Annotated in this window: 21 protein-coding genes; 11 read left to right on the plus strand and 10 right to left on the minus strand. The window is 32.5% G+C overall.

Annotated elements, in window-relative coordinates; genetic code table 11:
- Nucleotides 1–74 precede the first annotated feature (74 nt).
- Both ABY285_RS00780 and ABY285_RS00785 read right to left on the minus strand, forming a co-directional pair.
- On the minus strand, nt 75–2,474 hold the full coding sequence (locus tag ABY285_RS00780; RefSeq protein WP_372766007.1) for a 3-hydroxyacyl-CoA dehydrogenase/enoyl-CoA hydratase family protein: 2,400 nt from the start codon (nt 2,472–2,474) through the stop codon (nt 75–77).
- A 12-nt stretch (nt 2,475–2,486) separates the two neighbouring features.
- Nucleotides 2,487–2,939 (minus strand): MarR family winged helix-turn-helix transcriptional regulator, encoded by a 453-nt coding sequence (locus ABY285_RS00785; protein WP_372766009.1) that lies wholly within the window; start codon nt 2,937–2,939, stop codon nt 2,487–2,489.
- A gap of 129 nt (nt 2,940–3,068) precedes the next feature.
- On the opposite strand from ABY285_RS00785, the gene ABY285_RS00790 reads away from it, so the two are divergent.
- The 4 genes from ABY285_RS00790 (at nt 3,069) to ABY285_RS00805 (ending at nt 7,362) form a co-directional block, all read left to right on the plus strand.
- Nucleotides 3,069–3,761 carry a hypothetical protein gene (locus tag ABY285_RS00790; protein ID WP_372766011.1) on the plus strand — a complete coding sequence of 231 codons (693 nt, stop codon included), beginning with the start codon at nt 3,069–3,071 and terminating at the stop codon, nt 3,759–3,761.
- 70 nt (nt 3,762–3,831) lie between these two features.
- Nucleotides 3,832–4,761, plus strand: a complete 930-nt coding sequence (locus ABY285_RS00795; protein ID WP_372766013.1) for an ABC transporter ATP-binding protein — start codon at nt 3,832–3,834, stop codon at nt 4,759–4,761.
- A gap of 83 nt (nt 4,762–4,844) precedes the next feature.
- Nucleotides 4,845–6,158 carry an ABC transporter permease gene (locus ABY285_RS00800; protein WP_372766015.1) on the plus strand — a complete coding sequence of 438 codons (1,314 nt, stop codon included), beginning with the start codon at nt 4,845–4,847 and terminating at the stop codon, nt 6,156–6,158.
- 40 nt (nt 6,159–6,198) lie between these two features.
- Nucleotides 6,199–7,362 carry a sigma-54-dependent transcriptional regulator gene (locus ABY285_RS00805; RefSeq protein ID WP_372766017.1) on the plus strand — a complete coding sequence of 388 codons (1,164 nt, stop codon included), beginning with the start codon at nt 6,199–6,201 and terminating at the stop codon, nt 7,360–7,362.
- 73 nt (nt 7,363–7,435) lie between these two features.
- Here ABY285_RS00805 and ABY285_RS00810 read toward each other — a convergent pair whose 3' ends face one another.
- Entirely contained in the window at nt 7,436–8,407 is a 972-nt protein-coding gene (locus tag ABY285_RS00810) for an alpha/beta fold hydrolase (RefSeq protein WP_372766019.1), read from the minus strand.
- A 190-nt stretch (nt 8,408–8,597) separates the two neighbouring features.
- Between ABY285_RS00810 and ABY285_RS00815 the strand changes: the two genes are divergently transcribed.
- The 5 genes from ABY285_RS00815 to ABY285_RS00835 all read left to right on the plus strand — a co-directional run bounded on the left by ABY285_RS00815 (nt 8,598) and on the right by ABY285_RS00835 (nt 14,708).
- Complete coding sequence (locus ABY285_RS00815) at nt 8,598–9,245, plus strand: peroxiredoxin (protein ID WP_372766021.1); 648 nt, start codon at nt 8,598–8,600, stop codon at nt 9,243–9,245.
- A 191-nt stretch (nt 9,246–9,436) separates the two neighbouring features.
- Entirely contained in the window at nt 9,437–10,285 is an 849-nt protein-coding gene (locus ABY285_RS00820) for a PPK2 family polyphosphate kinase (protein ID WP_372766023.1), read from the plus strand.
- A 108-nt stretch (nt 10,286–10,393) separates the two neighbouring features.
- Entirely contained in the window at nt 10,394–11,212 is an 819-nt protein-coding gene (locus ABY285_RS00825) for an exonuclease domain-containing protein (RefSeq protein ID WP_372766025.1), read from the plus strand.
- A 1-nt stretch (nt 11,213) separates the two neighbouring features.
- Nucleotides 11,214–11,705: an ABC transporter ATPase gene (locus tag ABY285_RS00830; RefSeq protein WP_372766027.1), complete on the plus strand. Its 492-nt coding sequence runs from the start codon at nt 11,214–11,216 to the stop codon at nt 11,703–11,705.
- Between the two features lie 84 nt (nt 11,706–11,789).
- Nucleotides 11,790–14,708 (plus strand): glycoside hydrolase family 3 N-terminal domain-containing protein, encoded by a 2,919-nt coding sequence (locus ABY285_RS00835; RefSeq protein WP_372766029.1) that lies wholly within the window; start codon nt 11,790–11,792, stop codon nt 14,706–14,708.
- On the opposite strand, the gene ABY285_RS00840 is transcribed toward ABY285_RS00835, so the two are convergent.
- From ABY285_RS00840 to ABY285_RS00865, 6 genes are all read right to left on the minus strand, one after another.
- Entirely contained in the window at nt 14,698–15,750 is a 1,053-nt protein-coding gene (locus tag ABY285_RS00840) for a lysophospholipid acyltransferase family protein (RefSeq protein WP_372766031.1), read from the minus strand. The genes ABY285_RS00835 and ABY285_RS00840 overlap by 11 nt on opposite strands.
- A complete protein-coding gene (locus tag ABY285_RS00845; protein WP_372766033.1) occupies nt 15,747–16,658 on the minus strand; it encodes a bile acid:sodium symporter family protein in 912 nt (303 codons plus the stop codon). The genes ABY285_RS00840 and ABY285_RS00845 overlap by 4 nt, the downstream gene beginning before the upstream one ends.
- A gap of 2 nt (nt 16,659–16,660) precedes the next feature.
- The gene (locus ABY285_RS00850; protein ID WP_372766163.1) at nt 16,661–17,275 is read right to left on the minus strand and encodes a DUF4159 domain-containing protein; all 615 of its coding nucleotides are present in this window, start codon (nt 17,273–17,275) and stop codon (nt 16,661–16,663) included.
- A gap of 83 nt (nt 17,276–17,358) precedes the next feature.
- Nucleotides 17,359–18,066, minus strand: coding sequence for a 16S rRNA (uracil(1498)-N(3))-methyltransferase (locus tag ABY285_RS00855; RefSeq protein ID WP_372766035.1), 708 nt, complete (start codon nt 18,064–18,066; stop codon nt 17,359–17,361).
- The gene (locus ABY285_RS00860; RefSeq protein ID WP_372766037.1) at nt 18,066–19,184 is read right to left on the minus strand and encodes a GTP cyclohydrolase; all 1,119 of its coding nucleotides are present in this window, start codon (nt 19,182–19,184) and stop codon (nt 18,066–18,068) included. The genes ABY285_RS00855 and ABY285_RS00860 overlap by 1 nt, the downstream gene beginning before the upstream one ends.
- Nucleotides 19,185–19,195: 11 nt before the next feature.
- Nucleotides 19,196–20,134 carry a transporter gene (locus ABY285_RS00865; RefSeq protein ID WP_372766039.1) on the minus strand — a complete coding sequence of 313 codons (939 nt, stop codon included), beginning with the start codon at nt 20,132–20,134 and terminating at the stop codon, nt 19,196–19,198.
- Nucleotides 20,135–20,234: 100 nt separating this feature from the next.
- Here ABY285_RS00865 and ABY285_RS00870 point away from each other — a divergent pair, with 100 nt between their 5' ends.
- Together ABY285_RS00870 and ABY285_RS00875 are read left to right on the plus strand one after the other, a co-directional pair.
- Complete coding sequence (locus ABY285_RS00870) at nt 20,235–20,507, plus strand: DUF4834 family protein (RefSeq protein WP_372766041.1); 273 nt, start codon at nt 20,235–20,237, stop codon at nt 20,505–20,507.
- Nucleotides 20,508–22,925 carry a YfhO family protein gene (locus ABY285_RS00875; protein WP_372766043.1) on the plus strand — a complete coding sequence of 806 codons (2,418 nt, stop codon included), beginning with the start codon at nt 20,508–20,510 and terminating at the stop codon, nt 22,923–22,925.
- On the opposite strand, the gene ABY285_RS00880 is transcribed toward ABY285_RS00875, so the two are convergent.
- On the minus strand, nt 22,922–23,677 hold the full coding sequence (locus ABY285_RS00880) for a LytR/AlgR family response regulator transcription factor (RefSeq protein WP_372766045.1): 756 nt from the start codon (nt 23,675–23,677) through the stop codon (nt 22,922–22,924). The two genes, ABY285_RS00875 and ABY285_RS00880, sit on opposite strands and share 4 nt — an antisense overlap.
- Between the last annotated feature and the right edge of the window lie 2 nt (nt 23,678–23,679).

Raw genomic sequence — 23,679 nt, forward strand, 5'->3', positions numbered from 1 at the left:
AAGTTTTTGGTTTTAAGTTGTGAGTTAAAAATTAAAAATGAACTTTAGACTTTTTAACTTTCAGCTTTTAAACGCTAATTACGTAATGGTTTTCCGGTTTTTAACATGTGCTCAATTCGCTCTAAAGTTTTGCGCTCAGTGCACAAACTCATAAATGCCTCACGTTCAAGATCCAATAAATATTGTTCTGAAACATAAGTTGGTTCTGATAAATTTCCACCTGCCATCACATAACCTAATTTATTGGCTATTTTTTTATCGTGTTCAGAAGCGTAATGACCTTTTTCCAAACTATCGGTTCCTACTAAGAACATTCCCAGAGCCTGTTGTCCGTAAACCAAAGCTCTTTTAGGAACAGGTTGGGTATAACCATCTTCCAATAGTTGAATGGCGTGCCGTTTGGCTGTTGCGATTTGACGGTCTCTGTTTACTACAACAAGATCTTTATATTCTTTAAAGAACCCTAAATCATATGCTTCATAAGCAGAAGTTGCCACTTTCGCCGTAGCCACATTTATAAAGTAATCACGCAGTTTATTTAATTTTACATCATCTTTTAAAACGCCTTCAGAAGCTCTTAAAGCCATCTCTTTTGAACCTGCGCCTCCAGGAATTATCCCGACACCAAATTCAACCAAACCGATATATGTTTCTGCAGCTGCAATAACTTTATCTGCATGCATACTCATTTCACATGCCCCTCCAAAAGTTAAACCGTGAGGCGCAATAATGGTTGGACAAGAAGAATAGCGCAAACGCATTACTGTATCCTGAAAATATTTTACAGAGTAATTAAGTTCATCATATTCTTGCTCAACAGCCATCATAAAAACCATTCCTAAATTGGCGCCAACTGAAAAATTAGCTCCTTGATTTCCTAAGATCACAGCATCGTATTCTGTTTCTGCCAAATCAATTCCTTTGTTAATGGCTTGTAAAACTTCGCTGCCTAACGTATTCATTTTTGATTGAAATTCGATATTTAAAACACCATCACCTAGATGTTGTATGGAAGCTCCCGGATTTGACCAAATAGTTTTTGCTTCTCTTATATTATTAAGAATAATGAAACTGTCTTGCCCAGGTATTTTTTCCTGCTTTTTCGATGGAATTGAATAGTAATATTTTGCACCGTCTTTAACTGAATAGAACGATTTGTTTCCGCTTACAAGCATTTCAGTAATCCATTTCGCAACAGGTAATTTTTCTGCTTTCATCAATTCAATTCCAGCTTCAATACCAATCGCATCCCAAATTTCGAAAGGACCGTGTTCCCATCCAAAACCTGCTTTCATGGCATCATCCAATCGATATAATTCATCTGAAATTTCAGGAATTCGGTTTTGAACGTAACCAAACATGGCCGCAAAATTCTTTCTGTAAAATTCACCTGCTTTGTCTTTTCCTTTTACCAATACCTTAAATCTGTCGATTACATGATCAATAGTTTTGGTAAGTTCCAGCGTTGCGAAATTTGGTCTTTTATTTGGACGATATTCTAAAGTATTTAAATCTAAAGAAAGAATATTTTTTTTGCCATTTTCAACGACCATTTTATAAAATCCCTGTTTTGTTTTACTTCCCAACCATTTGTTTTTCATCATGGTATCTATAAATTCTGGAAGTTTAAACAACTCAAGTGCTTCATCATCCTTGCAGTTTTCATAAATTCCATTGGAAACATGAACCAGCGTATCTAGGCCAACTACGTCAACAGTTCTAAAAGTTGCTGATTTTGGTCGACCAATAACAGGGCCTGTTAATTTATCTACTTCTTCAATAGTCAATCCCAATTCTTTCACTTGGTGGAATAAACTCATAATTCCGAAAATACCGACTCTGTTTCCAATAAATGCCGGAGTATCTTTGGCTAAAACGGATGTTTTTCCTAAGAATTTTTCACCATACATCATTAAAAAATCCACAACTTCTTGTTTACAGTCCGGACCGGGAACTACTTCAAAAAGTTTTAAATATCTTGGAGGATTGAAAAAGTGGGTGACAGCAAAATGCTGCTGAAAATCTTCACTTCTTCCTTTATTCATAAATTTTATGGGAATACCTGAGGTATTTGATGTTATTAATGTACCTGGTTTTCTGAATTTTTCAATTTTTTCAAAAACCTGTTGTTTAATATCCAATCGTTCAATAACAACTTCAATAATCCAATCTACCTCTTTAATCTTATGTAAATCATCTTCTAAATTTCCGGTAGAAATTCTGTCGGCAAATTTCAGGTTGTAAATAGGTGACGGTTTCGATTTTAATGAGGCGGTTAAACTGTCATTTACAATTCTGTTTCGAACTGCTTTGTTTTCAAGTGTAAGTCCTTTTGCTTTTTCTGCTTCATTTAATTCTCGAGGAATAATGTCAAGCAACAAAACTTCTACACCAATGTTTGCAAAATGACAAGCAATTCCCGATCCCATTATTCCGGATCCGATTACAGCTACTTTTTTTATTGGTTTTTTCATTGTTATTATAATTTATTTTATTGGTTTATTATTAAAATCAATTTTGTCGTTAATTAATTTGTTGATGGTTTCGGTAACTTCAAAAAAGTGATTTATTTTTTCTTCAGAAATATGCTTTCTGATAGTTTCGTTAAAAATAAGGACGTGTTCTTTAGAAACATTTCGTTTTTCAATCCCATATTCAGTAATCTTTATAAGAATTCCTCTTCCGTCTTCAGGATTTTTTTCTCTGTAAATAAGATCTTTTTCTTCCATACTTTTTAAAATACGTGAAAGACTGGTTGGTTCCATTCCCATTAAAGGCCCTAAAGAGGTTGAAGGAGTCCCTTTTTCAATGTCAATATTTAATAAAACAAAGGCCATTGACATAGTGCTATCGTGCTTAACAGCCTGTTCATTATACATTTTAGCCACCGTTTGCCAGGTTGCTCTTAATACGTGATCTACTGTTTGTTCTTTTTGCATTTACCAAATATATAAAAAAATACTATGCATGCATAATAAATTTAAAATAAATATTTTGTTTCTCTAAATTGTTTGTTTATGATGAAAAAAAAGAATAAGTTTAAAACACGAAAAACAAACTTTTAAACTATGGCAACAAAAGAACTTATTGGGAAAATTATTATTCAGGAAAATATTGATAGCGTAGATATTAACAAGCTACCTAATACATTTGTTATAAATGTTCCGGACCCTTATAAAAATTACTATGGAAGGTTTACTGAAATAGTGAAACCGGTATCCATTATTTTTGTGACCAAAACGCCCAATTCTTTTGAGAAAATATTGCGTGTCACCAAAAAAATTAATGAAAAATATAATTTAAAATTGGATGGTGCGAAATGTGAAGTGACAATTAAGTCCAGAAAGTTAGATGGTATTAGGGTAAAGGGAATAAATGCGTACCCTGAAATTGCACAAATTCAGCAATATTATAAGGATGAAGGTTATGATTTTGCAAAAAGCGAAAAATTTGCCACTACGGAAGCTTTAATACGAATAAATCGATTTTTCAACATTGAAGAATTGGATAAAGGTGTTTATCATTCAAAAGATGAAGACAGTACCTATTATATTGAGGTGCCAAGATATATGGGTTGGGATGAGTTTAAAAAGTTAACTTATGAAGTAAAACATAACGTAAGCGATAGTAATTATGATATCGCCAAAGGCATATTTTACGTAAATCACGGGATTACTGAAATTTTGCGAATTGTAAAGCCAAAAGCTACACTGGAGCTGTTAAAAACCATACAAAAAAAGTATATTGAAAGGCTGCATTAATTTTATTATAAGATTAACCAAATTTTAGCAAAATAGTTTTATTTTCGTGCCTTGAATAAAAAACTATCGCATGAACAATGTTTTAAAGGTTGAGAATGTCTGTAAAAACTATGGGAGTTTTACTGCGTTAAACAACGTTTCAATTTCGGTGCCAAAGGGAAGTATTTTTGGATTGTTAGGTCCCAATGGTGCAGGAAAAACCTCTTTAATAAGAATTATAAATCAAATTACTTTACCTGATAGCGGAACCGTTTATTTAGACGGAGAAATTCTCCAGCCTCATCATATTCAGCATATTGGATATTTGCCTGAGGAACGCGGTTTGTATAAAAGCATGAAAGTTGGCGAACAGGCCTTGTATTTGGCCCAGCTAAAAGGCATGTCAAAAGAAGAAGCGAAAAGGAAATTGAAATATTGGTTTGAAAAATTTGAAATTACCGATTGGTGGAACAAAAAAATTCAGGAACTTTCAAAGGGAATGGCCCAAAAAGTGCAATTTATAGTCACTGTCATGCACAGTCCAAAATTGTTAATTTTTGATGAACCTTTTAGCGGGTTCGATCCCATAAACGCCAATTTAATTAAAGATGAAATTTTAAATTTGAGAAATGAAGGCGCTAGTATCATTTTTTCAACGCACAGAATGGAATCTGTGGAGGAGATGTGTGATTATATCGCATTGATTAATAAGTCAAATAAAATACTGGACGGAAAGTTAAAAGATATCAAGCATCAGTATAAAACCAATCAGTTTGAAGTTGGTTTATTATCTTCGGATAAAGCATTGTTATTAAACCAAATCAACGAACAATTTACTGTTGAAAATTCCAAAACAATTTCATTTAACGAGGATTTCAGACTTTTATTCAGTTTAAAAAATGGAGAAACTTCCAAAGATTTGATTGAATTTTTAAATGATAAGGCTCAAATAACTCATTTTACAGAAGTTATACCAAGTGTCAATGATATTTTTTTAAAATCAGTAGCCAATAATAAATAATTAAAAATAGGAGATTATTAAAAGGACAATAAAATATTTAAAACTTTTTTATATCCTCTTTTCCTTTCAACTTAAACCTTATAATGGATAAATTAAAATTAATTATTAAAAGAGAGTTTTTAGCGAAGGTTAAAAACAAATCATTTCTTATAATGACCATATTAAGTCCGCTTATGGTGGTTGGGCTTTTATCTCTTATCATTTTTTTAAATGAAAAAAATAGTGAAGAGATACGCACTGTTGCCTTTGTTGATGAATCTCAACAATTTTCTGATGCTTTTATTGATTCAGATGCCTTAAAATACATAGATTTAACAAGTTTAGGTGTTGAAGAAGCCAGGGAAAAGACCAAAGAATTTTATTACGGATTGTTAGTCATACCTAAAACTGACAGTTTGAACCAACTTTCAAAAAATATCACTTTTTTTTCGAATGATACACCAAGTCTGACTGTATTGAGCAGCATAGAAAGTAAATTAGAAAAGAAAATAAGAAACTTAAAAATTGAACAATTACATATTGATGTTGATAAAATTAAGGCAATAGAAACAACCGTTACTATCGCTGCTGAAAATTTTTCGGGAGAAAAATCTTCAAAGATTGGTAGTATGCTCCGAATGGTTGCCGGTGGAGGTTTTGGCTATTTAATTTTTATGTTTATCATTATTTATGGTACTTCAGTAATGCGAAGCGTTATTGAGGAAAAAACCAGCAGAATTATTGAAGTGATTATTTCATCAGTAAAACCTTTTCAATTAATGTTGGGAAAAATAATAGGTAATGCTATGGCTGGTATTTTACAATTTATAATTTGGATGATTATAGGCGGACTTTTAATGTTTGCAATCACCTTATTTTTTGGGGTTGATGTTGCTGAGGTAAGTTCAAATTCAGGAAAAATGACACCTGAAATGATTCAGCAAATGCAGAATTCAACAAATAACGATTTGCAGCTGATACTTCTAGAGATTAAAAACTTGCCAATAATGACCATATTCTTTTCATTTATTATTTACTTCTTGGGAGGATATTTAATATACAGTTCTATTTATGCTGCAATTGGCGCAGCTGTTGACAGTGAAACTGATACGCAACAATTTATGATGCCGGTTTTAATGCCTTTGGTGATTGCCATTTATGTTGGTTTTTCAGTAATTGAAAATCCGCACGGACCAATTGCTGTTGCCTTTTCACTATTTCCGCTAACCTCGCCAATTGTGATGCTTATGCGAATTCCTTTTGGAGTGCCTTGGTGGCAATTAATTACATCAATAGCATTATTAATAGTTACTTTTATTGGCATGGTTTGGTTTGCTGCTAAAATTTATAGGGTGGGTATATTAATGTATGGAAAAAAACCAACCTATAAGGAAATATACAAATGGCTGAAATATTAATTTGTAAAAAGAACTTTACGAGCTTAAAAAATAACTTAAAATGCCGAAAATATTAATTATTGAAGATGAAGCTTCAATCCGAAGAGTACTGATGAAAATAATTTCTGAAGAAAATGAAACCTATGAGGTTGAAGAAGCGGAAGATGGTTTGATTGGAATTGATATGATTACTAAATCGGATTTTGATTTGGTGTTGTGCGATATAAAAATGCCGAAAATGGATGGTGTTGAAGTGCTTGAAAGAGTCAAAAAATTAAAACCTGAAATACCGATTGTGATGATTTCCGGTCATGGGGATTTAGACACTGCAGTAAATACGATGCGTTTGGGCGCCTTCGATTATATCTCAAAACCACCCGATTTAAATCGTTTGTTAAATACAGTTCGGAATGCTTTGGATAAAAAAGAGCTGGTTGTCCAAAATATACTTTTAAAGAGTAAAGTGAGCAAGAAATATGAAATGATTGGCGCAAGCAAAGCCATCACTCATATAAAAACAATGATTGATAAAGTAGCTCCAACCGATGCCCGCGTATTAATTACAGGACCAAATGGAACGGGGAAAGAATTGGTTGCACATTGGCTGCACGAAAAAAGCGAAAGAGCCAAAGCCCTGATGGTAGAAGTAAATTGCGCTGCAATTCCTTCAGAATTAATTGAAAGTGAATTGTTTGGCCATGTGAAAGGTTCGTTTACCGGAGCGGTTAAAGACAGATCCGGCAAGTTTGAAACTGCAAATGGAGGTACCATATTTTTAGATGAAATTGGAGATATGAGCCTTTCAGCACAGGCAAAAGTGCTTCGGGTTTTGCAGGAAAATATCATTTCTCGTGTAGGAAGCGACAAAGATATAAAGGTTGATGTGAGGGTAATTGCAGCCACAAATAAGGATTTGCAAAAGGAAATTGCTGAAGGTAAATTTAGGGAAGATTTATATCACCGTCTTGCAGTAATTTTAATCAATGTGCCTTCATTAAATGAAAGAAGAGAGGATATTCCGCTTTTAATTAAATTTTTTGCAGAACAAATTGCAGAAGAGCATGGTACTGCCGTCAAGAAATTTTCTGAAAAGGCCATAAAATTGTTGCAGGAATATGTTTGGACAGGTAATATAAGAGAACTCAGAAATGTTGTTGAGCGCTTAATAATTCTTGGTGAAAAAGAAGTTTCAGAAAATGATGTAAAACTTTTTGCGAGTAAATAATAAATTAAAATATAAGAAACCCTCAAACTAAACTTTGTTTGGTTTGAGGGTTTTATGTTTTTATCAATTAAAATTATTCAATTTTTATTTCCATAAATTCTTCAAATAATTTGTAAAATTTTTCAGGTTCTTCCAAATAAGGATTGTGGCCGCTTTGTTCGAAAATCACAAATTTGGCTTGTGGCATAAATAGTTGATACTGAATGTTAAATTCAGGAGTTGAAACGCCGTCATACCTTCCGGAAGTTATTAAAGTTGGGGATTTTACGTTTTTCAAATCGCGTCTGAAATCGGTATCCATCATGCTTCCGCTCACTTCAAAATCGCCATCGCGTCCAATAATTTGAGCATAAACATCATTATTCCAGTTTCTGAAATCGTATTTTGGAACATTTCCTTTAATGCTTGTATTGTGATAATAAATATATTTTGTTGGAAAACTTCCATAGACTTTCATAAATTCTTTATCGGAAGAAACGAGACCTAAAGTTCTTAAAGAATCTACTTTTTTCCATAACTCAGGAAAATGGGTTTTTGCATAGTGATTGTAACTGTCGCAATTGGCTTGCCACATAAGCCCGCTATGAAAACCGGCAATAATCACTATTTTGTTTGTGTGGTTTGGATACTTAATCGCATAATTTTGCGCAGGAACACTTCCGTAGGAATGGCCAACAATCGATATTTTCTCAAAGCCTAATTGTTTTCTTATTTTTTCAATTAAATCGGTATCGTTTTCAATAGAATATTCACTTTTATTCTTTGCGTCATCCGATTTTCCCCTACCCAAAAAATCAAAAAACACCACCGTATTGGTTTTGTAATATTGGCCAAAAGCACCTTGCATATAATCATGTGAATTTCCAGGTCCGCCTGGAATAAATAAAATTGGATCACCGGTTCCATTTACTTCAACATTAATTTTGTAGCCGTCAATATTTAAAAACTTGGACTCAAATTTGTCAAAAATAGCAGGGTCAACTTGCGCTTGAAGTGCTGTTATAACAAATAAAAACAATAAACTGGTTGTGATTTTTCTCATCATTGTTAGGTTTGTTTAAATATATTCAATTTATAAATAATTATAATATAATAAATACATATTTCAAATTTATTGTCATCAATAAAATTGATACATTCATCAAAAATTAGGATGGATTTATTTTTTTAACAACTTATAATAATGGTTACATTTGCAAAAAAATTGAATTAATAATTAAAATTATAAATAAATTATGGCAACACTGGTTGGTAAAAAATTTCCAAATTTAAATGTAGACGCAATGAATGAAATGGCCGAAACTTTTAAAGTAAATGTATTGGAAGAAGCAATAAAGAATAAAAAGAAAGTGATTTTATTTTGGTATCCAAAAGATTTTACATTCGTTTGTCCAACAGAATTACACGCTTTTCAAGCGGCATTACCAGAATTCGATAAAAGAAATACCATAGTTATTGGCGCATCTTGTGATACACCGGAAGTTCATTTTGCTTGGTTAAATACTCCAAAAGACCATGGCGGGATTCAAGGAGTTACTTATCCTATTTTAGGAGACAGTAATCGTAACCTTTCTAGCAGGTTAGGTATTTTAGACATTACCAATGAAACTTACGATGAAGAAACTGGAGCAATTCAAGTTGAAGGAGATAATGTGACTTACAGAGCAACTTATTTAATTGATGAAGAAGGAACGGTTTTTCACGAGAGTGTTAACGATATGCCATTGGGAAGAAATGTAAAAGAATTTTTACGATTGATTGATGCTTATACACATGTTCAGGAAAATGGAGAAGTTTGTCCGGCAAACTGGGAAGAAGGAAAAGATGCAATGCAGGCCGACAGCAAAGGGGTTGCAAATTATTTGGCTTCTCACAAAAATTAATCATTTTGTTTCATGAAATAATTTAAGACAGTTTATCTCAAAAAGAAGGGTTAAATATTTTTATGAAAGGAGTTCTAGGCTCAATTGAAACTTTAAAATAATAACTACTGACTAACACCAAAAAATCCCGAACGTCTCGGGATTTTTTTATGTGTGTAATTTTTATATATTTATAAAAATATTTTTAATAAATGGAAAATCATCAAGTTATCGGTACCGTAAATTTAAGTGAAATGCCGGCTATGGAAGTAGTTGATGACGCGAAAAAAAAACTTAAAAAGGCGAGAAAAGAACTAAGTAAGTTACAAGAGACGATGTATGCTGAAGGAAAATATGCGGTGTTAATTTGCCTTCAAGGAATGGATACTTCAGGGAAAGACAGCTTGATAAAACAAGTTTTTAAAGATGTAAATGCCCGAGGCGTAGTGGTTCATAGTTTTAAAGTGCCAACAGAGCTGGAATTAAAACATGATTATTTATGGCGTCATTATATTGCCTTGCCAGAACGTGGAAAGATAGGCGTATTTAACAGAACTCATTATGAAAACGTATTGGTTACGCGTGTTCACCCCGAATATGTATTGAATGAAAATATTCCAGCAGTTAACAGTCTAGCCGATTTATCTGATGATTTTTACAATAAAAGAATGGAAGGAATCAATGGTTTTGAAAAACATATTGCGACCAACGGAACCATCATTTTAAAATTCTTCCTTAATATTTCTAAACTGGAGCAAAAGAACCGACTTTTAAGAAGGTTGCGATTAAAAGAAAAAAATTGGAAATTTTCTCCTGGAGATTTAAAGGAACGGAATCTTTGGAGTCATTATAAATCTTGTTATCAGGATTTGCTAAACAGAACTTCAACAGCATATGCGCCATGGTTTATAATTCCGGCTGATCATAAACCGACAGCCCGTTTTTTAGTTGCAGATATTATTGTAGAGACGTTAAAAAAATACCATTTTAAAGAGCCTGAGTTGCCGGAAAAATATAAAAATGAAATTGAAAATTATAAAGATCAGCTGGCAAGTGAGTAAGCCTTTAATAGAAATGAATTATGTTAATTTTTTTATAAAACTATTTGCTTAATTCTTAAATCTTACCTTACAAATGGTATCTTTACCAAGAAATTTGATAAAAAAACTATGGAATTAAAATTAAAAAAACCTATTATATTTTTCGACTTAGAAACAACCGGCATTAATATAGCCAAAGACAGAATTGTAGAAATTTCTATATTAAAAATATTTCCAAACGGAAATAAAGAAAGTAAAACCTGGCTGGTAAATCCTGAAATGGAAATCCCAAAAGAATCTTCTGATATTCATGGAATTACGAATGAAAAAGTGGTTACGGAGCCTACTTTCAATGAATTGGCACCGAAAGTAAGCGAAATGATTAAAGGATGTGATTTGGCAGGATTTAATTCAAACAGATTTGACATTCCGTTGTTGGCCGAGGAAATGTTGCGCGCTAAAGTTGACTTTAGCATGAAAAACAGGGTTTCCATAGATGTTCAGGTGATATTTCATAAAAAAGAGGAAAGAACCTTAAGTGCCGGCTATCAATTTTATTGTGGAAAAAATTTAGACAATGCACATTCGGCCGAGGCAGATACCAATGCAACTTATGAAATATTAACTGCCCAATTAGATAAATATGAAGATTTAGAAAATGATGTTGAATTTTTAAACGAATACTCTACCCATGTAAAAAGGGCTGATTTGGCCGGATTTATTGTATTCAACAAAGAAGATAAAGAAATATTTACTTTCGGAAAATATAAAAACCATAAAGTTGAAAAAGTATTAAAGGATGATAAGGGTTATTTTTCTTGGATTCAAAATGCCGATTTCCCTTTGTATACAAAAAAAGTATTGAAGGAAATAAAAGAAAGAGTACATCCAAAAAAGGAAGAACTGACTCTTGAAGATTTAAAAAATAAATTCAATCAAAAAATATAATATGTTAGTGAATTTTGATAGTTTAGAGGATACCTCTAAAATTTGGATATACCAATCCAACAGAGAATTTTCAGCAAGTGAAATTAACGAAATAAGTCGCAATTTAGAAGATTTTATAGGATCATGGAAACGGCATGGAGACGATTTAAAAGCGTCTTATCAAATAAAATACAATCAATTTATTGTGATTGCTGTTGATGAAAATTATAATGAAGTATCGGGCTGCTCCATTGATGCTTCGGTTAATTTAATCAGGAAATTTGAACAAAAATTCGCTATTGATTTAACCAATAAATTAAATATTTCATTTAAAGACAACAACAGTATCAATGTTGTTAGTTTGGCCGATTTTCAAAATTATGCCAAACAGCAAAAAATTACTTCAAACACAGTGGTTTTCAATAATATGATCACGAATAAAGCCGACTTTGAACAAAATTGGGAAGTAACGGCAGATAAAAGTTGGCACAAGCGTTTTATTTTAAATGAATAATAAAAAATTATTTCTGTCATTTTTGTATTTGCAGCAACCAATATTAACAACCAAACTGTTATATAATTCCACAAATCAAAATAAATGATAAAAAAAATATTGTTCCTGTTTTTACTGCTGAATGGTGCTTTTATTGGAGCCCAAAACTTGAACCCTTTACAAACGAGTGATGCTGTTGCCCAAACAAAATGGGTAGATAGTTTGATGAACAACATGACGATTGATGAAAAAATAGGACAGTTGTTTATGGTGCAGGCCTATTCCAATAAAGATGAAAAACATCGCATTTTTATCGACAGTTTAATCAAGAATTATCATATTGGCGGATTGATTTTTATGCAGGGAACCCCTGAAAATCAGGCCGTTTTAACCAATAACTACCAATCCATTTCTAAAATTCCGTTGCTCATTGGTTTTGATGGCGAGTGGGGATTGGATATGCGCTTAAAGGAGACCTATCGTTTTCCTTGGAATATGACGCTTGGCGCTATTACCGACAACAAATTGTTGGAAGATTTTGGCGCGCAATTGGGAAAACATTGCAAACGTTTGGGTATTCATATTAATTTTGCTCCGGTAGTGGATATTAATATAAATCCAGAAAATCCGATAATCGGAAATCGTTCTTTTGGTGAAAACAGAGAAAACGTAACGGATAAAGCATTGGCTTTTGTCAAAGGAATGCAAAGCCAAAATGTATTGTCAAATGCCAAACATTTTCCTGGTCATGGCGATACAGCTTCAGATTCCCATAAATCTTTGCCTATATTGGATTTTGATTTTAATCGACTAGATTCTATTGAGTTATTCCCCTATAAAGAGTTAATTAAAAATAATTTAACCAGTATTATGGTAGCTCATTTAAGCGTTAAGGGGTTAGAGGAAAATAAAGATTGCCCTACATCACTTTCCTATCAGGTTATTTCAAAATTGTTAAAGGAGAAATTAAATTTTGAAGGCTTAATTTTAACTGATGCGTTAAATATGAAAGGCGTTTCAAATTATTCCGAACTGGGAGAAATTAATTTGGAGGCTCTGTTGGCCGGTAATGACATATTGTTAATTCCAACCGATGTGCCTTTGGCAATAGACACTATTAAGGTAGCCCTAAGCCAAAATTTGATTACTGAAGAAAGAATAAATTATTCAGTCAAAAAAATATTGAAAGCAAAATATTGGGCCGGACTCAATAAATATAAAAAGATAGAGTTAACCAATTTACAGGAAGATTTAAACGCCATTGAAGACGTATTACTTCATAGAAATTTAGTGGAGAACTCAATTACGTTGCTCAAAAACGAATCATTGGTTTTCCCAATTCAACATTTAGAGAGAAAGAAAATTGCTTATGTTAAATTGGGTGATGCAGATCATACCGATTTTTTAAACATGTTAAAAAATTATACAGAAGTTGATGAAATTTCAAACGATACGCTGGATAATTTAATGATCAATCTAAAGCCGTATAACTTGGTAATTATCGGATTTCACAAATCAAATGACAATCCTTGGAAAGACTATAAATTTACAGACCAAGAATTGATTAAGCTACAAGAAATTTCCAAAACCAATTCAGTTATTTTAGATGTTTTTGCAAGCCCGTACAGTTTATTGCAGATTCAAAATTTTGAAAATATTGAAGGCGTTTTAGTTTCTTTTCAAAATAGTGAAATTTCCCAGGAAATTTCCGCTCAAATGCTATTTGGAGCTTTAGAAATAAAAGGAAAATTACCCGTTTCAATTGCTGGTCAATTTTCAGAAAATGAAGGGTTAATATCTAATTCACTTGGTTTATTAGGATATTCGATTCCTGAAGATGTGGGTTTGAGCAGCGAAAAATTAAGTAAAATAGACTCAGTTGCCGCCATTGTTTTAAATGGAAAAATGGCTCCCGGTATGCAAATTTTAGTGGCTCGAAGGGGAAAAGTGGTGTACCAAAAAAGTTTTGGTTTTCATACCGATGAAAAGATAACTCCTGTGTTAAACAGTGATTTATATGATATTGCTTCACTTACAAAAATAGTGGCAACACTCCCGCTGATTATGGAACTTGAAGAGCGTAATATTTTGGATGTTAACAGTACTTTAGGAAGCCTGATTCATAAATTAAGGAAAACAAATAAAAACAAAATAACGGTAAAAGAAGTTCTTTCGCATTACGGAAGGCTAAAACCTTGGATTCCATTCTATTTACAAACATTGAATATTGACACGAAAAATCCTTCAGCGGAATATTACCGAAGAGAAAAAAGCGATGAATTCAATATAAAAGTAGCCGATAGTTTGTATTTAATCAGCACCTATAAAGATTCAATTTTTGATATTATTGCACATACAGATCGGCTTAAAAAAAAGGAATATAAATACAGTGATTTAGGATATTATATTTTCAAGGAATATCTTGAAAATTATTATAAAGCTGATTTAAATGTGCTTACCCAACTACATTTTTATAGGCCTATGGGTGCAGACAGGACAACTTATTTGCCTTTAGATAAATTTTCAAAAAATGAAATAGTCCCTACTGAAAAGGATGCCTATTATCGTTTTCAATTGGTTAATGGATATGTGCACGATATGGGAGCAGCTATGCAAGGGGGAATAGGAGGTCATGCCGGAATATTTTCCAATGCGAATGATATTGCGAAAATAATGCAAATGTACCTGCAAAAAGGCTATTATGGAGGAGAAAGATTCTTTAAACCGGAGACTATTAATAAATTTAACGTTCGTTATTATGCAAAGGAAGGTGTGAGAAAAGGGCTTGGTTTTGACAAGCCGCAATTAAAAGAGAGCGTAAAAGCTACGTGTGGCTGTGTTTCTGAGCAAAGTTTCGGACATAGTGGTTTTACTGGTGCCTATACCTGGGCCGATCCGGAATCGGGAATTGTATATGTGTTTTTATCGAATAGGGTTTTTCCTACCGCAGAAAATATGGATTTGGTTAAATACAATATAAGAACCGAAATTCAGCAGTTGATACAGGATGCAATTATTGACTAACAGTAATTGTTTTGGTTGAAATAATGCCTAAAATAATACTACTTAGAAGGTAAATAATTGCAAATTTTAAATCAAATATATAATAGACGATTCCTGCCTGGATTAAATAAAACAGCGGAAAAAGGGTGGCAATTAATGCAAATCTGTAAGTATTTGTAAAAACTACATCCTGAATGTTTGGTTTGATGTATTTCCAAATTAATAAAGGGAAAATACTGTTTAATTTAGCAAGTAACTGCATAGGGGCGAACCAATTTATTTTATTTTTTTTTCTATAAGCTGTTGAAGGAATTGTTTCTATATTTTCAAGTAATTTTTTGGCTTCCAACGGATTTAAATAGTCAACATTCAAATCTTCCAGCTTTCCGATAATTTCACCATAATTAGCAAAATCTTCAACATGAAGCGTTAAATTTTTAAGGGCTGCTAAAACCTGATTTTGGATTTCCTTAAACTTTAAATCGGGATTTTTAATATCAATAAATTTATTGGCAAGAATAGGTTTTCCATAATAAACAGAAGTACTTGACGGAAAGTTTAAATGGGAATCATAGTTAATTCCAACTGGAACTATGTAAATCGTTAAGTCGGGGTATTTTTGAAGTGTTCCTAAAATAATTCGTGCAAATCCTTTTTTAAAAGGTCGAATTCTGCGTTCTAAATGATGGTCGCCTTCTGCAAAAATTTGAATTCCTTTTTCTTGTTTCAAAATTTCTATGCACTGCTCAAAAACGTCAACATTTTTTTCTATGGTACGAATCCCATCTCGTATTCTAAACACGGGAATCAAATTGAGCGACCGCAATATTTTGTTGACTATGCCAATTTTAAAGGCACTGGCTCTGGTAAGAAAATGAATATTTCTGCTATTCGTTGTTGGAATTAATAAGGCATCAATTAGCGCATTTTGATGATTTCCAATAAAAATTACAGCACCTTTTTTGGGAATATTTTCCTCACCATAAACTGACACTTTTTTGAATAAAAAGAACAATCCGATTTTTACATAAATTCTAACGATTTTGTACCAAAGATTTCTCAAATCTGTTCTTTTATTTTTTGTTTTGACCAATAAGTTGCGAGAGCCAAACCAGAAAAAATATCCCAAATGGCCCAAAAAGCGACTAAAAGAGCCATGCCTCCGAGTCCGTTAAAAAAACTAAAAATAAGCAACAACCCCAACCCGGAGTTCTGAATTCCAGTTTCAATGGAAATCGTTTTTTGATTTTCATGGGATAGTTTCATCAATTTCGCAAAATAGAAACCGGTTAACAAAGCCAATATATTATGCGCTATGACTAAAATTAGCACATACTCAATATAATTTATAAAAATATCAAAATTCTCATAGAAAGCAATAATGATAAAAAGCATAAAAATGAGCAAAGAAACTGGTTTTAGAATTTTAGCCAATTTAGCAGCCAATTCAGGCTTGGAATTTCTTACCCACATTCCTAAAATTAACGGAATTCCCAAAATAAGCGTAACTAATTTCACCAATTCCCAAGGGTTTAATTCTATGGTTTGAAGAATTTCAGAAGTAGGTGCGTATAAATTTCCATAAAAATATAGATTAAAAGGGGTCATTACTAAGCAAAGCAAGGTTGAGAAAGCAGTTAAACTAATTGATAATGCCGAATTTCCTTTAGCCATTTGCGTCATGAAATTTGAGATGTTTCCTCCCGGACAGGCTGCAACCATCATCATTCCTAGAGCAATACTTGGCATTGGGTTCGTCAATTTTATAAAAATAAAAGTGACCATTGGCAATAAAATAAATTGCGAAATAACACCAGTAATTAAAATTTTCGGATTTTGAAATAATCGTTTAAAATCATCCATGGTAATTCCAAGCGCAACGCCAAACATAATAATTGCAAGGGTAATGTTTAAAACCCAAAGACCTTCGGTATCAAAATTTATTTTTAGGGAATCTAAATTTTCTGACATATTTAGTTTTTAAAAGCGTATTCAACAATATTTGCACCCATTTTCAATGCTTTTTCACGAATTTCATAAGGATCGTTATGCACTTCTTCATCTTCCCAACCATCACTTAAATCGGACTCATAGTCGTAAAAGACAACCAATCTTCCTTCATAAAACAATCCAAAACCCTGAGGTAGTTTATTGTTGTGTTCATGAACTTTAGGGCAGCCATTTTCAAAATTAAATGTTTGGTGATAGACAGGATGATTGTAAGGTATTTCTTTAAAATCCAGTTTCGGAAATACTTTTTTGAGTTCTCTTCTGATATAATTGTCAAGTCCGTAATTGTCGGAAACATGTAAAAACCCACCTGAAATTAAATAGTTTTTTAGATTCTCAATATCGTCGTCTGAGAAGCTCACATTACCATGTCCGGTCATAAAAATAATGGGATAATTATAAATAGCAACGCTGTTTACTTCAACCGTTTCCGGATTTTCTTTGATGGATGTTTTAATATTTTTATTGCAAAATTCAATAAGGTTGGGCAAAGCAGTAGGGTTTGCGTACCAATCACCTCCTCCGCCGTACTTTAAAACAGCAACTTGTTGTGCGGAAATTTGGGTAAAAGACACCATAAAAAAGACAACAGAAAAAAGACGAAGCTTTAAACTATTGCTACGGGTTTTTAAATAAAATATTTGAAATGTACCCATTAAATTCATTCATTTACAAATGCCACGCTGTGAACTGCAACCAAACCGGCAGTTTCAGTACGTAAACGGCTTTTTCCCAAAGATACAGGAATAAAGTTATTGTCCAAACTTTGTTGAATTTCTTTGGATGAAAAATCACCTTCCGGACCAATTAGTATGGTGGTTTTCAAGGCAGGTTTTAATTCTGATTTCAATGATTTTTTGTCTGTTTCTTCACAATGAGCAATAAATAGTTGTCCGCTGAAATCTGATTGCACAAACGCACTATAACTGACAGGTTCATTTAATTTCGGAAAATGGAATTTAAGTGATTGTTTCGCTGCCGAATGAATTATTTTTTCCATTCTGTCTGTTTTAAGTACTTTGCGTTCAGAGTTTTCGCAAATAATTGGCGTAATTTCATCAATTCCTATTTCGGTTGCTTTTTCTAAAAACCATTCAAATCGGTCGTTAAGCTTTGTGGGCGCAATGGCGACGTGCAAATAGTAATTTCTATCATTTTTTTGGATTTCCAGATTCACAATTTTGACCAAACATTTTTTGTCGTCCGCAATCAGTATTTCCGAAGTAAATAATTGACCTAAACCATTTGTGATAAAAATTTTGTCACCTTCTTTTTTTCTTAAAACACGAACAACATGTCTGCTTTCAATTTTATCAAAAGAAAACTGTTTTGTCTCGGTTGTTAATTCTGGATTGTAAAATAATTGCATTATAAATCTTTTCTAAACGTACTTCTTTTTTTATAAATTACCGGGTCAAAATTTTTCCACAATGCTGCTGCCGCTTTGTTTGTAGAGAGTTCAGGTGTTCTAAAGCAGTTAATAATTCCTTTTTTGGAATATGTTTTATAATATTCTTCAAAAATGATGGAATGAACGCCCTTATTTTGATAGCTGGGATGAACGCCAATTAAATAAAAAAGAATGTCTTTGCTGTTTTTTTTCGCATTTAACAGGTGAAAAATTCCAAATGGAAATAATTTGCCTTTTGATTTTTGAAGCGCTTCAGAAAATGATGGCATGGTAATGGCAAAAGCGACCAATTTGTTATCTTTATTCACAACAAATGTGATCAGTTCCGGATTGATAAAAGGTATAAATTTCTTTTTAAAATATTCCTTTTGAATATCGGAAATTGGCACGAATGATGACAAAGAAGCGTAACTGTCATTGAATAAATCGAACATTTCATTCACATAAGGTAAAATATCTTTTGTTTTGGTGAAATTAAGCGGTTTAAGTTCATAGCGATTTTTAATGATTTCATTCGCTTTGGAAAAAAATTCAGGCTTTACATTGATAAACGGGAATTTACTTTCATTGTATTCCTTTTCTTTTTTGAATCCTAAATTTTCTAAATGTTTTTGGTAGTAAGAATAATTATACCAGGTAATCATAGAACCAATATGATCAAAACCTTCGGTTAATACACCAACTTTATCTAAGTTTGAAAAGCCCATTGGGCCTTCCATAAATTCCAATTTATTTTGCGTTCCAATTTCTTCAACCTTGTTTAATAGAATTTTTGAAACCTTGGGATCATCAATAAAATCGAACCAGCCAAAGCGCATTTTTTTTACGTTTTGTTCATGAATCTCTGTATCATTAATAATTGCTGCAATTCTGCCTACAATTTCATTGTTTTTAAGGGCAACAAAAAAACGTGCTTTGGCATGTTGAAAAACCGGGTTTTTAGTTTTATCAAAACTTTCAATTTCATCATTTATGATAGGAGGAACCCAGTAAGGATTATTTTTATAAAGTTTAAAAGGAAATTCAACGAAATCTCTCATTTCCTTTTTTGATGTCATTTCTTGCAGTGTAATCATAGGTATTAAAATTAGTTACGCTTCTTTTTAAATAGTCTGGAAAAGAATCCTTTTCTATTTGGCCTTCTAGACATCGTTTCTTTTGGGGAATTTTTATAGACAAAAGAGTCCTTATGGCGATCCAATCTCCAGGAAAACCCTGCCGTGGCATATAGATATGAATAGTCGTTAAAAAAATTGGTTCTTGCGGAAGCATCAAGCTGCAAATTTTCTGTAACCAGATAGGCAACTCCTGTTCCGAATTGATAATTAGGAGAAAAATCATTATAATATCTTCCCTGATTTTCAATAAAATAGGACCAATTTTGATTGATCGCATAGGTCATTGTAACAATATAGGAGTAGTATTTATCTTCGGAAGTTATTTTATCAGCAATTAAATTGGTCAATAAAACCAAGCGGTCCGAAAAATCGTTCTGCAATAATACAGCACCTTTATAACTCATTCCGTCGTTTTTATAATCTTTCCCCAAAAAGTTTAAGTGCACTCCGCCATAAACACCAACAGAAGGAATTAGACGCTTTTTGTCAAAAGCCACCCTGCGTTTCCAACTGCGAATTTCTTTAGACTTATCCTTATATTCTTGCTGATAAACCAAATATTTTGCACCAACTGTAAGGTCACTTATTCCTTTTATATGAAAATTTGAACCCAATGGGTTTTTAACTTCGTCGCGCTGATAAGCGACGTTTGCATTAAATTCCAATCTTTCTTTAAATTTACCAACCCTAAAAAACAATTCACCACCCAGTGTTTTTGGGTATGATTCCAGACTTTTATCATTGTTGCTGTTATAAAACATGCCAGTTTCAAACTGATAAACATTGGTTCCAACGCCATAAGGACTTTCAGAAAAACCAGGTCTTTTTGAGTTGATAATTTCTGTGTATTGTGCAGTAAGCATTTGAAAACTCGCTAAAAAGATCACTAAAAATATAACGTTTTTCATAGTTTGGATTGTTTGACGTGTCAAAGATAAGTTTTTATATAATTAAACGTTTTAGTTCCTGTCAAATTGTTATTTTTGAAAATTATAAAACCTTGATGAAATGGGATTGTTAAGAACACTAGCAATTATAGTAATTGTATATTATGTTATTAAATTTATTGGTAGGTATATTTTGCCTTTGTTTGTAAGGAAGATTGTTGATAATGTAGAGAAAAAAATGAGAGATCAACAACAGCAACATCAAAATCAGCAAGAAAAATCGTCAGGTAAAGTTGGCGAAACAGTGATAGCAAAAAAGCCTTCCGATTATAAAGAAGGAAATAAAGATGTGGGAGATTATGTTGATTATGAAGAGGTTAAAGACGATAAATAAATGAATTTTTCAATAAAAAAAGCGGTTCCATACCTTATAGCTATTGCAACTTTTATCTTAATCTCTGTTGCCTATTTTTCTCCGATTCTTGAAGGAAAAAAAATATTCCAAAACGACATCAAGCATTTTACCGGAATGGCGAAAGAAATCAATGATTTTCGTATTGAAAATGATGCTGAACCGTATTGGACAAATGCTGCTTTTGGAGGAATGCCAACTTATAATTTAAGTGTTTTATATCCAAATGATTATATTAAAAAAATAGATCGGTTTTTACGATTTTTACCACGACCGGCAGATTATTTATTTCTTTATTTTTTAGGCTTTTTTATATTGCTGTTGGTTTTAAAAGTTGAGTATAAGTTAGCAATTTTGGGTGCGTTGGCATTCGGTTTTTCAACCTATTTCATTATTATTTTAGGCGTTGGCCACAATTCAAAAGCACATGCAATTGCTTATATGCCAATGGTTTTGGCTGGTATTTTATTGGTGTTGCAACGCAACTATTTATGGGGTTTTTTGTTAACTGCTTTAACGATGTCTCTGGAAATCAATGCGAGCCATCCCCAAATGACCTATTATTTGTTTTTTGCAGTTTTAATTTTGGGTGTTTTCTATTTAATTGAGGCGTTTAAAGAAAAACAACTGCCTTCATTTTTTAAAAGTATTGCCATTTTAATTGTGGCGGTGATTTTGGCTATAGGCACAAATGCAACAAGTTTATTGGCAACAAAAGAATATGTTGAACACAGCACAAGAGGAAAAAGTGAATTGACCATCAATCCTGACGGTTCTCTTAAAGAGACTTCCAGCGGATTGTCAAAAGAATATATCACAGACTATAGTTATGGTGTTTTAGAAACATTTAATTTGTTTATTCCCCGTTTTATGGGCGGTGGAAACTATGAAAATGTTGGTTTGGATTCTAATATTTACAACTTTCTAAAAGACAAAACCGATCCTCGCCAAGCGAAAGAATTTACTGAATTTGCGCCAATGTATTGGGGAAAACAACCTGGTGTTGAAGCGCCCGCTTATGTAGGTGCTGTGCTAATGTTTTTGTTTGTTTTAGGAATTTTTCTTGTGAAAGGGAAACTAAAAAAATGGTTGGTGGGTGTTGTTATTTTTTCAATACTGCTTAGCTGGGGAAAAAACTTTAACTTTTTGACCGACTTCTTTATCGATTATGTCCCAATGTACAATAAATTTAGGGCGGTTTCATCTATTCAGGTAATTGCTGAACTTGCCATTCCTTTATTGGGAATTTTGGGATTAAATGAGTTTTTAAAAAACACCAATACGTCTGAACTTAAATTAAAGGCTTTAAAAAGTACTTTATATATAATGGGTGGTATTGCATTAATATTTACCTTAATAGGCACAAGTTTTTTTTCTTTTGAAGGCCTAAGTGACCCAAGTTATGACAAAATGTTGCCAGGCTTTTTAGAGGCTATTATAGCCGATAGAAAAGCTATTTTCTTTTCAGACAGTTTACGGACGCTTATTTTTGTTGTGATTTCAGCAGGTGTTTTGTGGTTGTTCATTAAAGAAAAATTGAATAAAAATTATGCCATTTTAATATTTGCTGGGCTAATTTTGTTCGATTTGGTTTCTATTGATAAACGTTACGTAAACAACGCCGATTTTCAAAATTCAAGGAAAATTGACAAGCCTTTTGTCGCCTCTGAAATTGACCAAGAAATTCTAAAAGACAAAAGCTATTATAGGGTTGCCAATTTTATGGTAAATCCAATGAATGACGGAAGCACTTCTTATTTTCACCATTCTATTGGTGGTTATCACGCTGCAAAAATGGAAAGATATCAAGAATTGTTCGATTTTCATATTAGCAAAAACAATATTGAAGTGTTAAATATGCTGAATACCAAATATTTTATTTTTGAAGATGGAAGCAGGAGGGAAACGGTACAACAAAATCCTGGAGTCAACGGCAATGCGTGGTTGGTAAATACCATTAAAATTGCTAATAACGCCAATGAAGAAATATTGGCTTTGGACAGTTTAAAAACAAAAGCGGAAGCGGTAATCGATAAAAGGTTTGTTTCTGAAGGATTTAATACAAATTATTCAAATGATTCCACAGCGACCATTCAATTAACATCCTATGCATTAAATAATCTTGTTTATGATTTTACTTCAAAAACAAACCAATTTGCTGTGTTTTCTGAAATCTATTACAAAGATGGATGGAATGCCTATATTAATGGGAATTTAACGCCACATTATCGCGTTAATTATGTGCTGCGTGGATTGGAAATTCCAAAAGGAAAACATACCATTGAATTTAAGTTTGAACCTACGGTTATTAAGCAAGGAAGCATCATTACATTGATTTCGTATGGATTGCTTCTGATAATTTCCGCAGGTTGGTTTTTTGTTGACAGAAAGAAATCTTAACTGACAGAATAATTCATCAATTTTAGAATTCTTAAAAAATTCGTTTTATTTCTTGAAGAAACCATTAGCTTTTTTTTGTTTGAGAGCACAAGCTCACCTGTGTGGTTAAATTGAACAATGTGCTTTAAGTTTAAAAGGGTAGAACGATGTATCCTAAAAAAAGTAGCCTGCATTAAAATGCCTTCAACTTTTTTTAAATTGCATGATGTGGTGTAAACTTTATTGTCTTTTGTGTGAAATTTGGTGTAACTTCCATCTGCTTCACAGTATAAAATATCATCTATGTCAACAATGGCAAAATCACCATTTATCATTGGTAGGGAGATTTTTTTTTGTTTGTTTTCCAGTTGATTTTTAAAAGCGACGTACTTATCATTATTAAAAGCTGGTTGCTTTGATAAAAATTTATCTAGAACACCAATTAATTGATCCTCCTGAATTGGCTTGTTTAGATAATAAAAAGCAAAATAATCCATTGCCTTTTCTTTGTAATCTCTAAGTCCAGTTGTAAAAATGACTTCAAAAGCATAAGAATCTGAAAAATGATCCAATATTTCAAAACCATCACCATCCTGTAATTGAATGTCTAAAAATACCAATTGTGGATTTAAATCATTTATCAATTTAATTCCTTTTTCTACTCTGGTTTCGTGACCAACAATAGTGAGTTGGGAACCATAATTTATTTCTAAAATATTTTTGAGATGCAAGTAGGCAGCGTTCTCGTCTTCAATAATTACGGCACTTATCATAG

Source organism: Lutibacter sp. (assembly GCF_041555395.1).
Taxonomy (GTDB): domain Bacteria; phylum Bacteroidota; class Bacteroidia; order Flavobacteriales; family Flavobacteriaceae; genus Lutibacter.